The following is a 13840-nucleotide window of genomic DNA, read 5'->3' on the forward strand; positions in this document are numbered from 1 at the left end:
GCCCGCGCGCGCCCGCATACGCCGCGGCCCCGTCGACCATGCCGCGGCCGGTCGGCGATGCCGCGCCGCGTCGACCACGCTGCACGGACGAGAGTTATCCACAGGTTCATCCCCAGGTGGGGATGAATTACACCGGTGTGATTCTGTTCGTGGGGGTCAGCGCCACCGCGTGGTCATCAGGAACCCCGCGAAGGCGATGCCGAAGCCGATCGCCAGGTTCCACGCGCCGATCCCCGGGATGGGGAACAGCGACCCGCTCAGATAGAAGACGAGCACCCAGGCGAGCCCGATGAGCATGAGGCCGATCATGATCGGCTTGAACCACACCGGGTTGGGCGCCTGGCTGTCGCCGCGCTCGACGAGGGCCTCCTCGTCCTTGCCAGATCGTGCCATACCGGCATTCTACGGGTCGGCGCCGTGCGTGCCGAACACGGCCGGTCCGGCGCCGGACTGCCAGCCGCGCCACAGCCGCCGCTGGCTAGACTCGCCGTGTGACCGATCTGCCGGACGCTGGGGGATCGCGGCGGCCACGCCGCGGTCGCACGCGCGCGCCCGGGCGGCGACGGGCGAGCGTCACCGGGGTGCTCGGCGAGATCCTCATCACGCTCGGCGTGCTCAGCCTGCTGTTCGTGGCCTGGCAGTTGTGGATCGGCGACTGGATCGGCGCGGCCGAGAAGAACGCCGCCGGCAAGAGCATCTCGGAACAGTGGGCGCGCGAGTACGCGGCATCCACACCCGCGGCATCCACCCCCCCGGCATCGACCCCCACACCCACCCCGGCGGCGACGCCCGGCGCACCGGTCACGCCGGTGGTCTCACCCGAACCGGCCGACGCACAGATCTTCGGCGTGATGTACGTGCCGCGCTTCGGCAAGGACTATCAGGTGCCGATGGCCGGCGGCGTCAGCCGCCCGCGCACCCTCGACCCCATCGGCATCGGCCACTACCCCGGTGCTCCGATGCCCGGGGCGATCGGCAACGTCGCGCTCGCCGCGCACCGCACCACCTTCGGCAAGCCGTTCAACCAGATCACGCATCTGCACCTGAACGATGCGATCGTCATCGAGACCGCGGCCGGCTGGTACACCTACCGGTTCCGCAACCTCGAGTACGTCAAGCCCACCGCGATCGACGTGCTGTTGCCGGTGCCGCAGAAGCCCGGCGTGAAGGCCGACGGACGCTACCTGACGATGACCAGCTGCAGTCCGATGTACTTCGCGACCGAGCGCATCGTCGCCTACTCGGTGTTCGACTCGTTCACGCCCCGTGCCGACGGGCCGCCGGCGTCGCTGAAAGGGGGGACCTAGATGTACGCAGCCCTCTGGCGGGTGTTGCCCGGCCCGTGGTGGGTGCGGGTGGTGATCCTGCTCGTGGTCGTCGCGGCGATCCTGTACGGCCTGTTCTTCTACGTCTTTCCGTGGTTGAGCACGTTGCTCGACCCGCGCGACGTCACCGTCCAGTGAGCACGTTGCACCGCCGCCGTGCCGCGCGCGCCGCGTACCGGGCATCGCGCGGGGGCGGGTCCGCCGCGACCGCCGACGCCCGCTGCGGCGTCGGGGGTGCCGAGCGGTGACCGAGATCCTCGTCGTGGACAACCACGACAGCTTCGTCCACATCCTGATCGACCATCTGCTCGTGCTCGGTGCGGCGGTGACCATGGTCGAAGCCGATGCGATCGACGCGGATGCCGCGGTGCACGGCGCCGACGGCGTGTTGATCTCTCCGGGACCGGGCATCCCCGAGCACGCCGGCGCGTCGGTCGACGTCGTGCGCGCCTGCCACGCGACCGGGGTGCCGCTGCTGGGTGTGTGCCTCGGCCATCAGGCGATCGCCGTGGCCTTCGGCGGCGAGGTGGGGCCGGCGCCCGAGCTGATGCACGGCATGGCGTCGGCGGTCGAGCACGACGGCACCGGCGTCTTCTGCGGGATGCCGCAGCCGTTCGCCGCGGGCCGGTATCACTCGCTCGCGGTCACCCGGGTGCCCGCGCCGCTGCGGGTCACCGCGCGTACGCCGTCCGGCGTCGTGATGGGTCTGGCGCACCCCGACGCCCCCATCGAGGGCGTGCAGTTCCACCCCGAGAGCGTGCTCACCGAACACGGCACCCGCCTGCTGCGCACCTGGCTCGAACGCGTGGCGGTCACTCGCCGGCGGGACCCGAGCACGACACGAGCGTGACCGCGGAGTGGATCGGCACCTCGCCGGGGCCCGCCGACTGCGAGGTCACCGTGCGCGGATCGGTCGCCGGGCACGAGGCATCATCCTGCACGGTCACCGTCAGCTTCAGGTCTTCGAGCGCCTTCTTCGCATCGTCGAGCGAATAGCCGTCCTGGGTGAGGTCGACGACGGTCACCGTGCCGGTGGCGATCACCAGGTCGACGACCGCGCCCTTGGCGGCATCGGCTCCCTCGGCGGGCGAGGACTCCAAGACGGTGTCGGCGGCGGCATCCGGGTCGTCGTTGCGACGCACCTGGCCGAGCATCAGACCGGCGTCGGTCAGCGCCTTCTCGGCCTGTGCACGCGAGAGTCCGACGAGCTTGGGCACCGTGACGGCCTCGGGCCCGCTGGACACGTACAGCGTCACCACGGTCTCGCGGGCGACGGTCACGCCCCGCTCGGGGTCGGAGCGGATCACCGTGCCGACCGGCACCGACTCGCTGGGCTCGTCGACCTGCTTGGCGAACAGGTCGTCGTCGGCGAGCTTCTTGTTCGCCTCCTCGTAGCTGAGTCCCGCGACCTCGGGGACGACGCGCGATCCATCCGGCACCACCGCGCCCGGGCGCATGGTGAGCACCCAGATCAGCACCGAGATCAGCAGGACCGCCAGCACCGCCACCCCCGCCCAGATCCACGCCGCAGGCGGGCCGGCCTGCGTGCGCTTCATGGTGGGATCCGAGCTCAACTGCCGCAGCGATCGAGCGGTCTCGGCCGCCTGGCGCGGGTCGGGACCGTACAGCGAGTGGGCGAGCGTGTCGACCTCGCGCCGTGACGGTGACGCCCCGCTGACGGCGGCATCCAGCGCCTCGCGGAACGCCGCGGCATCCGCGAACCGCTGGAACGGGTCTTTCGCGAGCGCCCGCAGCACGACCGCGTCGAGCGCCCGGGGCACCGTGTCGACGATCTCAGAGGGCGGCACCGGCGCCTCGCTGACGTGCTGGTAGGCCACCGCGACCGGTGAGTCGCCGCGGAACGGCTGCCGTCCGGTGAGCAGCTCGTACAGCACCACGCCGGTGGAGTAGATGTCGGTGCGCGCGTCGATGACGTCGCCCTTGGCCTGCTCGGGCGAGAAATACGCCGCGGTGCCGAGGATCGTGGTGGTCTCGGCCACCGTCGACGACGAGTCCGACACGGCGCGGGCGATGCCGAAGTCCATCACCTTGACCTGTCCGGTCGGGGTGATCATGACGTTGCCGGGCTTGATGTCGCGGTGCACGACCCCGGCCCGATGCGAGTACTCGAGCGCTTCGAGGATGCCGTCGGCATAGCGGACGGCATCCTCCAGCGGCACCGGACCCTCGGCGATGATGTCTTTCAGCAGCCGGCCGTGCACGAGTTCCATCACGATGAACGGCACGGGGTGGGCCTTGCCGGCGTCGTCGACCTCGGTGTCTTCGCCGGCGTCGTACACCCGCACGATCGCGGTGCTCGACATGCGCGAGGCGGCCTGCGCCTCAAGGCGGAACCGGGTGCGGAACGTGCTGTCGGCGGCCAGCTCGCTGTTGAGCACCTTGATGGCGACGGGCCGGCCCAGGGTGAGGTCGTAGCCGCGGAAGACGGATGCCATGCCGCCGTGCCCGATGGGCTCGTCGACGCGGTAGCGTCCGGAAAGCACGCGCGGCTCGGCTGACACTTCTCTCCCCTGGAATGGAACAGATGCCAGCCTAACCGACCGGCACCGGCGCCCCCGGTTCGGGGTCGCCGCGTCACCCGCCACGAAGGGCCTGGGACGCGCCCGTCGGCTGTGTCTCAGAAGCCGTGGGCCGCGGGTGCCGGATGTCGCAGGTTCTGGGACATGCCTGTCGGCTGTGTCTCAGAAGCCGTGGGGTGCGGGGCTGGGATGTCGCAGGTTCTGGGACATGCCTGTCGGCTGTGTCTCAGAAGTTGCGGGGTGCCGGGCCGGATGTCGCAGGTTCTGAGACATCCCCGTCCGGATGCGGGTCACTGACCATCGTCGCCGGAGCCGGAGCCGGCGCCGCCCTGGCCCTCGCCGTCCGCCGGCGGGGTCGAGGTGCTGGGCTCGGGCGCGGGCGCCGCGGTGATCGGCGCCTGAGTCTTGCCCGATGCGGGGCTGGTGCGCGCGCCGTTGTCACCCGAGCAGGTGGCCGTGTACGAGGCGGCGATCTGGCCGGTGGCATCCGCCGGTACGTCGACCTGCGCGGTCGCGCCCGGCTGTACCGACACGGTCTGGTCGTTGCCGCCGACGGTCACCGTCACGGTGTAGCCCTGCACGGTGCCGGTTCCGCTCGGGCACGTGTAGTCGAAGCCCGAGACCGTCGCCGGGGCCCCGGCCACGACGGCGCCGCCGCCGGGCCCGGTGATCGTCGGAGCGCTCGCCGGGGCGGGCATGTCGGTCTGCTTCGTGTAGCAGGTGAACGACACGGTGCCGCCGTCGCGCACGTTGCCGCCGACGGTCACCGACTCGACATAGCCCACCTTGTCTGCCGTCGGCGCAGGCGAGCCGTCCGAGCGGTCGGGCACGAGCCCCTTGTCTTTCAGGGTCTGCGCGGCGGCGTCGCAGGTCATGTTCTGCAGCCCCAGGGCGTCGACATCGACCAGTGTCGGCGTCGGCGAGGGCGTGATCTGTGTCGCCGACGAGCTCGGCGAGGTCGGCACGGTCTTGGGTGTGCGGTTGCCGAAGATCGCCCACAACGTACCGCCCAGCACGATGATCAGCAGCGCGATCAGTGCGATCAGCGGCCACGTCCACGGGCTGCGCTTCTTCGTCTTCTGCGCGCCCGGCTCCCCCGGCGCGCCCCCGACCGCCGCCGCGGCACCGGCCGACGGAAGCAGCATCGTCGTGGCCGTGGCGGCCCCGGACTGCGTCAGCAGCTGGGTTGCGGCATCCACCCCCGTGCCGATGGCGGGCACGGCCGCGATCGCGGCGGCCAGGTCTCCGCGGCGCAGCGCGGTCGCCGCACGGGCCACCAGCGCCGTCGAGGCCGGACGGTCTTCGGGCTTTTTCGCGATCATCGACATCACGAAGTTCTGCACCGGCTGCGCGACGGTGGCCGGCAGCGCCGGCGGCTGGTCGTTGATCTGCGCCATGGCGATCGCCACCTGCGACTCGCCGGTGAACGGGCGCTTGCCCGCCAGGCACTCGTACGCGACGATGCCCAGCGAATAGATGTCGGTGGCGGGGGATGCCGGGTGCCCCGACGCCTGCTCCGGCGACAGGTACTGCACCGTGCCCATGACCTGACCGGTCGCGGTCAGCGGCACCTGGTCGGCGATGCGCGCGATGCCGAAGTCGGTGATCTTCACCCGGCCGTCGGGGGTGATCAGCAGGTTGCCGGGCTTGATGTCGCGGTGCACCAGGCCCGCCGCGTGTGCGGCCTGCAGCGCCGCCGCGGTCTGCGCGACGATGTCGAGGGTCTTGTCGGTGGACAGCGACGTCTCACGCTCGAGGATGGTCGACAGCGCCTCGCCGGGCACCAGCTCCATCACCAGGAACGCCGAGCCGTTCTCTTCGCCGTAGTCGAAGACGCTCGCGATGCCCTCGTGGTTCACGAGCGCCGCGTGCCGGGCCTCGGCGCGGAAGCGCTCGAGGAAGCCGGGGTCGCCCATGTACTCGTCTTTGAGGATCTTGATGGCCACGGTGCGGCCGATGACGTGGTCGGTCGCCTCCCACACCTCGCCCATGCCGCCGATCGCGATCCGCGAGTCGAGCTCGTACCGGCCGCCGAAGGTCACACCCTGCGTCGGTCTCATTTACCCAACACCGCCTCCATGACCTTCTTCGCGATCGGTGCGGCGATCGTGTTGCCGCTTCCCGATTGACCGACGCCCCCGCCATTCTCCACGACGACGGCGACCGCAACCTGGGGGTCTTCTGCGGGCGCGAAACCGGTGAACCACAGCGTGAACGGATCCCCGTGCCCGTTCTGTGCGGTGCCGGTCTTGCCAGCCACCTCGACCCCGTCAATTCTTGCATTGGTCGCCACCCCGCTGCTGACATTGGCGACCATCATCCGCACCATCTCGGACGCGTCCTTCTCGTCCAGCGCCCGTCCGAACTCCTTGTTCTCGAAGCGCTGCTGCACGCTCAGGTCGGGGCCGACCACCTGGTCGACCATGCGCGGGGCCATCACCATCCCGCCGTTGGCGATGCCCGCCGACACCATCGCCATCTGCAGCGGTGTCGCCCGCACATCGCCCTGACCGAAGCCGCTCAGCGCCGTCTGCGGGGCGTTCAGCGTGCTCGGGTACGTCGAGGGGGTGGATGCCAGGGGCATCTCGAACGCCTGGTTGAAGCCGTACTTCTCGGCCTCGGCCCGGATCGCGTCGGCGCCGACCTTGACCGCCAGTTGCGCCATCGGGATGTTGCAGCTCAGCCGCAGCGCCGTGGCGATCGAGACCTCTTTGCCGGGGCCGCAGGTGCCGCCGGTGTCGTTCTGGATCTGCTGCTCGGTGCCCGGCAGCGTGTACCGGGCGGGGTTGGGCAGTGTGGAGTCGGGCGTGAACTTTCCCGACGCCAGCGCCGCCGAGGCGACCACGAGCTTGAACGTCGACCCGGGCGGGTTGAGGTTGCCGCCGATCGCGCGGTTGAACAGCGGATGCAGGGGGTCGTCCAGCAGCTTGTCGTAGGCGGCGTTGACCGCGTCGGCGTTGTGCGAGGCCAGCGTGTTGGTGTCGAAGCTGGGGCTGGTGACCATCGCCAGGATGCGGCCGGTCTTCGGTTCGATCGCGAGCACCGCGCCCTGCAGCTTGCCGAGCGCGTCGTAGGCCGCCTTCTGCACCTTGGCGTCGAGCGAGAGCACCACGTTCGAGCCGCGTGCCGGCTGGCCGGTGATGATGCGCTCGATGCGAGAGAAGAACTGCGAACCGCCGGTGCCCGACAGCTGTTGGTTCATCGCGTGCTCGATGCCGGTCGACGACTGCAGCACCGGGTTGATGTAGCCGGTGACCGGTGCCCACATCTGCGGGTCGACGTACTCGCGCTGCCAGCTGTACAGGTCTTTCGTCGGCACCGAACTGGCGATCGCCGAACCGCTGGCGATGATCGACCCGCGCTGCACGTCGAACGAGTCGTACAGCGCACGCTTGTTGTTCGGGTTCTGCGCCAGCGTGTCTGCCTGTACCACCTGGATGACGCTGGTCGAGCAGAACAGGGCGAGGAACATCACCAGCATGATGATCGACAGGCGTCGCAGCTCTTTGGTCATCTCAGCCGATCACCACCCGGGGCCGTGACCTGACCGCATCCGAAATGCGCAGCAGGATGGCGACGATGATCCAGTTCGCCACCAGCGACGACCCGCCGGCGGCCAGGAACGGGGTGGTCAGACCGGTCAGCGGAATCAGCCGGGTGACGCCGCCCACCATGATGAACACCTGCAGTGCGACGGTGAACGAGACGCCCACGGCCAGCAGCTTGCCGAAGTCGTCCTGGCCGTTCAGGCCGATGCGGATGCCGCGGCTGGTGAACACCATGTACAGGCAGAGGATCGCGAACAGGCCGATCAGGCCGAGCTCTTCGCCGAGGCTGGGAAAGATGTAGTCGCTCTGCGACAGCGGGGTCAGATACGGGCGGCCCTGACCCAGCCCGGTGCCGATCAGCCCGCCCTGGGCGAGCCCGAAGATACCGTTGACCAGCTGGTAGCTGCCGCCGTTCGCGTCGATCACCTTGGGGTCGAACGCGTTCAGCCAGTTCTCGAACCGGCCGTGCACGTACGGCAGCACCCGCGAGGCGAGGAACGCCCCGCCGGCGGCCAGCACGACGCCCATCAGCACCCAGCTGGTCTTGCCGGTGGCGACGTAGATCATCGCGACGAACATGCCGAAGATGAGAAGGCCGGTGCCCAGGTCGCGCTGCATCACGATGATGCCCAGCGAGACCAGCCAGATCACCAGCAGCGGACCGAGTTCGCGCGCCCGCGGCCAGGTGAAGCCGAGGAACCGGGTGCCCACCGAGGCGAGCGCGTCACGGGTGCGCACCAGGTACCCGGCGAAGAAGATGGCCAGGCAGATCTTGGCGAGCTCGCCGGGCTGGAACGAGAAGAAGCCGAGCGACACCCAGACGTCGGCGTTGGCGTCGGTGCCCAGGCCCGGCACGATCGGCAGCAGCAGCAGCACGATGCCGAGCAGGCCGAAGATGTAGGTGTACCGGAACAGCACCCGGTAGTTGCGCAGCAGGATCACCACGCCGATCGCCCCCACCAGGGCGATGCCCGCCCAGGCCAGCTGCCGTGTCGAGTAGGCCGCCCAGCCGTGCAGGTGGAGCGCCACGTCGATGCGGTAGATCTCGGCCAGGCCGAGCCCGGTGAGCACCGTGGCGATGGGCACGACGAACGGGTCGGCGTCACGGGCGACGATGCGCAGCGTGATGTGCAGGGCCAGGGCGAGTGCGGTCAGCGCACCCAGGTAGATGAGGAACTTCGGGTCGATCTCGCCGGCCGCGCCCAGCTGCACGAGCACGACGGCGGCACCGTTGATCACGAACGCGAAGATCAGCAGCGCCAGCTCGCGATTGCGCTGGGTCTGTGGCATCCGGATGCGGCGCAGCGCCCGCAGCACGGACGTGTCGGCGGCTGCGGTGTCGGGCACGCCGGGGCGCGGTGCCGTGCGCACCGGGCTGATCCCGCCGGGAGGCGTGCGCATCAGTCACCTCCGATGTTCTGACGCAGCTGGTCGACGATACGCTCGGCGTCCGACAGCGAGTTCGCCGCGATGGTGCCCTGCACCACCTGTCGCTCGAAGTCGGGCAGCACGGCCAGCGGCAGCCCGGTGTCTTCGTACGGTGTCGACAACCGGATCGGGCCGATGTTCTGTTGGATGCCGCGGAAGATGACGACGGTGTCGTCGTCGGCGCCGACGAAGTAGCGTGTCTGGGTCCACTGGTAGGCGCCGAACAGTGCGCCGCCGATGAGCGCGAGCACGAGCACGAGCCCTGCGAGCCAGCCGATGCGCCGGCGCCGGGCGCGACGACGGTCTTCTTCGATGAGCTCCTCGAAGAACTCGTCGGCGGCCGGTTCGTAGTGGGTCGGTTCGTTCGCCGCCTGCCGGGCCGGGTGCAGCCACGACACCCGGCCGGGCCGGGCGGCGGGCACCTCGACGCCGGTGGGGGTCGAGGCGGCGCCCACGATCGTCGGCGTTCCCGAGAACACCGGATGCGCTCCCCCGACGTCGACGATCACGATCGTCACGTTGTCGGGCGCGCCGCCGTCGAGCGCCTGCTTGAGCAGCATGTCGGCGGTGCGTCCGGGGGCCAGCCCCAGTGCGAGCGTCTTGCCGGTGTGGGCGTCGTCGACCACGCCCGAGAGCCCGTCCGAGCACAGCAGCCAGCGGTCGCCGGGCCGGGTGGGCATGATGAAGGTGTCGACCTCGGGGTCGGCGTCCATGTCGCCCAGCACCCGCATCAGCACCGACCGGCGCGGATGGTAGCGCGCCTCTTCGGGCGTGATGCGGCCGGAGTCGACCAGGCGCTGCACGAACGTGTGGTCGGTGGTGATCTGGGTGAACGCGTCGTCGCGGTACAGGTAGATGCGCGAGTCGCCGATGTGGGCGATGACCGCGTACTCGTCGACCATGATGATCGCGCACACGGTGGTGCCCATGCCGGCCAGTTCGGGTTTGGCCTTCACCGTGTCGATCAGGTCGCCGGCCGCGGCGGTGATGGCGTGCTGCAGCGCCTTCTCGGCATCGGACGGGGTCGGGTAGGCGTGGTCGAGGTGCGCCAGCCGGGCGATCGCGAGGCTCGAGGCGACGTCGCCGCCGGCGTGGCCGCCCATGCCGTCGGCGACCACGAACAGGTTCGCGCCGGCGTAGCCGGAGTCCTGGTTGTTCGCGCGCACCTTGCCGGTGTGCGAGAGCGCGGCGCTCGAACCCTGGAAGACCATGGTGGGCGGGGCCTACTTCCGCAGCTCGAACGTCGTCGCACCCACGCGGATGGGTGCGCCGATGGTCACCGGCACCGGTGCCGAGACCCGCTGCCCGTCGTGCCAGGTGCCGTTCGTCGAGTCGAGGTCCTGGATCATCCACGTGTCGCCCCAGAGCACGAGGCGGGCGTGGTGGCTGGAGGTGTAGTCGTCGCGGATCACCAGGCCCGACTCGCTGGAGCGTCCGATCGTGAGCGGCTCGGTGCCCAGCGGCAGCTCGAGCCCGGCCTTGGGGCCGCTGGTGATGACGATGCGCGACACCGTCTGGGTGGTCGCCGTTCCGCCGGCCGCTGCGGGGGCGAGCGCCTGCACCGGGGTGGTGGCGTCGGCGGGTCCGGCGGTGGGGGCGGGGGTGGCGGATGCCGCGGCCGTCGCCGGCTCGGGCATCTTGCGCACCTTCACCCCGAACAGGTCGGCGCGCAGCGAATACACCACGCCGAACACGAAGAACCACATCAGCACCAGGAACCCGATGCGCAGCAGCAGCAGCGTCAGTTCGCTCACAGCGGGCCTCCGGCGTCGAACAGTCGGGTCGCGGCATCCGTCGCCGGCATGGACGGGCGCGGCGGGGCCGCCTGCGGCACCACCCGGAAGACGATGTCGGTGCGGCCGATGGTGATCGTGGACTCGGGTGGCAGCGGCGCCTGCGTGATCTTCTGCCCGTCGAGCTTGGTGCCGTTGGTCGAGCCGAGGTCGCGCACCACGGCGCGCTCGCCGTCCCACAGGATCTCGACGTGCTTGCGGCTGGTGCCCGAGTCGGCGACGGTGATGTCGGCGTCGCTGCCGCGGCCGATCACGGTGCGGCCGGTGGCCAGCGGGTGCCGGGTGCCGGCGATGTCGACCACGCCGCGCCACGACACCTGCCCCTCGGCCGACCGCGAGGCCACGCGCAGCGTGCCGGTGGACAGGGTCTCGTCGCGCTGTAGGGTGACCGACACCGGCCCGGCGAACGAGTAGTGCTGGGATGCCGCGTGCGTGCGCACGATCTCGGTCAACTCGCCGATCAGGGCGGGGCCGACGGCATCCATCTTCTCGTCGTCGGTGGCGGACAGCCGCACCGTGAACGTGTTGGGCACCAGGATGCGGTCGCGTGAGACCACAGCGGCCTTCTTGTCGAGCTCGCTGCGCAGGGCCGAGGCGATCTCGACCGGCTGGATGCCGCTGCGGAAGGTGCGCGCGAACGCGCCGTTCACGGCACGCTCGAGCCCCTTCTCGAAGCTGTCAAGTAGTCCCACGCGACTCCTCAGGCAGGCAGATCAGTGGGTACATGCTAGTTCCCCCGCCTGAACAGGTGTTGGATTCCGGTTTTCCCCGGGGTTCGGCATGGTGGAGCGCTGCGGACGGGGTTCGGCCGATTCGGTGGCTGGCGCACTGAAGGCTCCGTGTCGGTGCCGGCCGGGGCGTTGCCGGCTCAGTCCGGTTCCAGGGCGGTCGCAATCCAGCATCCGTGGACGGATTCGTGCGAGACGGCGGCAACTCTGTCACCGAGGCTGGCCGGCCGTGCGCGGGGCTCCCCCGCCTGCAGCGTGCCGTGAGTCCGGTGGGTTCGGCGTCGCGCGGCGGCCGTGTTATCCTCGTGGGGTTGAGTTCGAGGGATGCCTCGACTCGCGCGAGTGGCGGAATAGGCAGACGCGCTGGCTTCAGGTGCCAGTGCCCGAAAGGGCGTGGGGGTTCAACTCCCCCCTCGCGCACAGAACGAAGAGGCCCCGAGAGGGGCCTCTTTCGCGTCCGTGGGCCGTGCCCAGTCCCGGTTTGGGGCGGATCTGTGCGTTTGGGGCGGATCTGTGCAGCCTGACGCGCACGAATCCGCCCCAAACCCGGGGGGTACGGCCGCCGGGGCGCCGTCAGGCGATGCGGGAGTTCTCGTCGAGCCGGTGCCAGGTGCGGTTGTGGTACACGAGCGCGGTGCCGTCGGCATCGCGCTGGATCTGCGACTGCAGCGCGTGCGCTGCGATGACGGTCGAGCCACCGGCATCCATTCTCTCGATCACCGCGCAGCGCACCCATGCCCGCGCATTGCCGTACACCGGCTCGCCGGTGACCAGCCGCGACCACCGCGACGCGTCGGCGAACCGGTCGACCCCGCTGGTCGCGCCCAGCTGCGCCAGCTCGAGGTCGTGGGCGTCGAGCAGGTGCACCACGACGGTCTCGGCGCGGGCGAGGGTGGTGGATGCCGAGGACAGCGCCGAGATCGAGAAGATGAGCAGCGGCGGGTCCGCGCTCACCGACGCCACCGACGTCGCGGTGAGGGCCACCGGCCCGTCGCCGACGTCGGCGGTGATGACTGCCACACCGCCGGGATGCCCGCGGAACAGGGTCTTGAACTCGTCGGCCGACAGCGACGATCCGAACGTACTCGGGCGAGCATGCGGCGCGGCCGTGGCGGGGATCGATGTCATGACGTCGAGGCTATTGAGATCGACCGGCACCGCGGGCGAGTGTGTGCGCGGATGTCGGCTCGTTACGCACCGTGACGGCTCGCGGCCGCCCGGTCTTGTGGCGCAGCCGCACCCGCCGGCCCGCCCCGGTGAGACCTCTGCGGACCGGTTCCGCCCCCGTGCCGGTGGCACGCCTGCGGCAGGTTTGTGCTGCGACCGGCCGGCGGTACCGACTGGGGTCAGCCCAGGCCGTGCTGCAGCCGCAGCACGCGCTCGGCGCGGTCGCCGTCGCGTGCGGCGGTGGCATCCCGGAACACCCGGTACATGTCGGTGCGCTCGTCGACGTCGTCCACATGCGGCGACCATCCGCGCAGGTTGCGGCGCAGCGCGAACTCGCTCTCTTCGAGCACCGACTGCAGCATGCGGTTGCCGCTGGCCCGGGTCACAGCGACGAAGAACTGCACGCTCACCCGCAGCAGCTCGGCACGGTCGTCGGCAGCGGATGCCGCGGTCAGCTCGTCTGCGAGTGCGCACAGCGCGTCGAGCTCGGCGTCGGAGCACCGGGCCAGCGCCATCCGCACCGCATTGCCCATGAAGTAGATCACGTACTCGTGCGTGCTCTCACGCAGCGAGTCGTCGGGAACCGACACGCGCGTCCAGCGGTTCGCGGCCACTTCGACCAGGCCACTGCGTTCCAGTCGCTGCAACGCCTCGCGCACCGGGGTGCGCGACACCCCGAGCCGTTCGGCGAGCTCGACGTCGCGCAGGCGTTCGCCCGGCGCGAGCCGCTCATCGAGGATCGCCTCGCCGAGGATCGTGTACACCTCGTCGCCGAGTACCGTGCCGCGTGGATCAAGCGGCGCGAAGGCAACATCGCTGGTCATGGGTGGCCCAACTCTACGTCTGATCACGAAACCGGCCGCCGGGGATCGGCCGGTGAAAACAAGAGCACTGGGGTTGCGCGGGAAGGATATCAGGCGCACCTGGGCCTCGCGCCGCCGGCCGGGAGGGGGCCCGGCACGCCGCCGCGAGGTCAAGTCCCGTGGGGTGGTGTCATTTTGGTTGCTTCCTGGGGGTGGTGGTCAGGCGGTGAGGTAGAGCTCGGGGCGTGCGGGTTCGGCGTGGTCGTGGAGGGTGTGGACGAGTTTGCGCATCGAGGGGTCGGAGAAGTAGCGGCGTTCCCCGTAGGACCATTCCTCGTGCTGCTCTTGCAGGACGGCGCCGATCAGGCGGGTCACGGAGTCTCGGTCGGGGAAGATCTGGACGACGTCGGCGCGGCGCTTGATCTCCCGGTTGAGGCGCTCGATCGGGTTGTTCGACCACACCTTCTGCCAGTGCTCGCGCGGTAGCGGTGCGAACGCGGTCAGGTCG

14 protein-coding genes and 1 tRNA gene are annotated in these 13840 nt (G+C 70.3%); 4 read left to right on the top strand and 11 right to left on the bottom strand.

Annotated features, from left to right (window positions below; genetic code table 11):
- Positions 1 to 156 precede the first annotated feature (156 nt).
- Positions 157 to 393: a cell division protein CrgA gene (locus H577_RS0111830; RefSeq protein ID WP_029146125.1), complete on the bottom strand. Its 237-nt coding sequence runs from the start codon at positions 391 to 393 to the stop codon at positions 157 to 159.
- A gap of 98 nt (positions 394 to 491) precedes the next feature.
- Here H577_RS0111830 and H577_RS0111835 point away from each other — a divergent pair, with 98 nt between their 5' ends.
- The 3 genes from H577_RS0111835 (at position 492) to H577_RS0111850 (ending at position 2175) form a co-directional block, all read left to right on the top strand.
- Positions 492 to 1307, top strand: a complete 816-nt coding sequence (locus H577_RS0111835) for a class E sortase (RefSeq protein WP_281166862.1) — start codon at positions 492 to 494, stop codon at positions 1305 to 1307.
- Positions 1308 to 1463, top strand: a complete 156-nt coding sequence (locus H577_RS17870) for a hypothetical protein (protein WP_036284933.1) — start codon at positions 1308 to 1310, stop codon at positions 1461 to 1463.
- 106 nt (positions 1464 to 1569) lie between these two features.
- A complete protein-coding gene (locus H577_RS0111850) occupies positions 1570 to 2175 on the top strand; it encodes an anthranilate synthase component II (protein ID WP_029146127.1) in 606 nt (201 codons plus the stop codon).
- On the opposite strand, the gene pknB is transcribed toward H577_RS0111850, so the two are convergent.
- The 7 genes from pknB to H577_RS0111885 form a co-directional block, all read right to left on the bottom strand.
- Positions 2138 to 3847, bottom strand: a complete 1710-nt coding sequence (gene pknB, locus H577_RS0111855; RefSeq protein WP_029146128.1) for a Stk1 family PASTA domain-containing Ser/Thr kinase — start codon at positions 3845 to 3847, stop codon at positions 2138 to 2140. The two genes, H577_RS0111850 and pknB, sit on opposite strands and share 38 nt — an antisense overlap.
- A gap of 308 nt (positions 3848 to 4155) precedes the next feature.
- The gene (locus tag H577_RS0111860; protein WP_036284936.1) at positions 4156 to 5925 is read right to left on the bottom strand and encodes a serine/threonine-protein kinase; all 1770 of its coding nucleotides are present in this window, start codon (positions 5923 to 5925) and stop codon (positions 4156 to 4158) included.
- Positions 5922 to 7379, bottom strand: a complete 1458-nt coding sequence (locus H577_RS0111865; RefSeq protein ID WP_029146130.1) for a peptidoglycan D,D-transpeptidase FtsI family protein — start codon at positions 7377 to 7379, stop codon at positions 5922 to 5924. Before H577_RS0111865 ends, H577_RS0111860 begins: the two co-directional genes overlap by 4 nt.
- A gap of 1 nt (position 7380) precedes the next feature.
- The gene (locus H577_RS0111870) at positions 7381 to 8703 is read right to left on the bottom strand and encodes an FtsW/RodA/SpoVE family cell cycle protein (RefSeq protein ID WP_051191994.1); all 1323 of its coding nucleotides are present in this window, start codon (positions 8701 to 8703) and stop codon (positions 7381 to 7383) included.
- Positions 8704 to 8813: 110 nt separating this feature from the next.
- Positions 8814 to 10052: a PP2C family protein-serine/threonine phosphatase gene (locus H577_RS0111875; protein WP_029146132.1), complete on the bottom strand. Its 1239-nt coding sequence runs from the start codon at positions 10050 to 10052 to the stop codon at positions 8814 to 8816.
- A gap of 12 nt (positions 10053 to 10064) precedes the next feature.
- Entirely contained in the window at positions 10065 to 10595 is a 531-nt protein-coding gene (locus tag H577_RS0111880; RefSeq protein ID WP_029146133.1) for an FHA domain-containing protein FhaB/FipA, read from the bottom strand.
- Entirely contained in the window at positions 10592 to 11326 is a 735-nt protein-coding gene (locus H577_RS0111885) for an FHA domain-containing protein (protein ID WP_029146134.1), read from the bottom strand. Before H577_RS0111885 ends, H577_RS0111880 begins: the two co-directional genes overlap by 4 nt.
- 372 nt (positions 11327 to 11698) lie before the next feature.
- Here H577_RS0111885 and H577_RS0111890 point away from each other — a divergent pair.
- Positions 11699 to 11782: transfer RNA gene (locus tag H577_RS0111890), tRNA-Leu, on the top strand.
- 153 nt (positions 11783 to 11935) lie between these two features.
- On the opposite strand, the gene H577_RS0111895 is transcribed toward H577_RS0111890, so the two are convergent.
- The 3 genes from H577_RS0111895 to H577_RS0111905 all read right to left on the bottom strand — a co-directional run.
- Positions 11936 to 12490: a flavin reductase family protein gene (locus H577_RS0111895; RefSeq protein WP_029146135.1), complete on the bottom strand. Its 555-nt coding sequence runs from the start codon at positions 12488 to 12490 to the stop codon at positions 11936 to 11938.
- Positions 12491 to 12708: 218 nt separating this feature from the next.
- Positions 12709 to 13353, bottom strand: a complete 645-nt coding sequence (locus H577_RS0111900; RefSeq protein WP_029146136.1) for a GntR family transcriptional regulator — start codon at positions 13351 to 13353, stop codon at positions 12709 to 12711.
- Positions 13354 to 13551: 198 nt separating this feature from the next.
- The coding region (locus H577_RS0111905) for an IS256 family transposase (RefSeq protein WP_029146137.1) at positions 13552 to 13840 on the bottom strand (289 nt) is incomplete at its 5' end.

The sequence above is a fragment of the Microbacterium luticocti DSM 19459 genome, from assembly GCF_000422405.1.
Lineage (GTDB): Bacteria > Actinomycetota > Actinomycetes > Actinomycetales > Microbacteriaceae > Microbacterium > Microbacterium luticocti.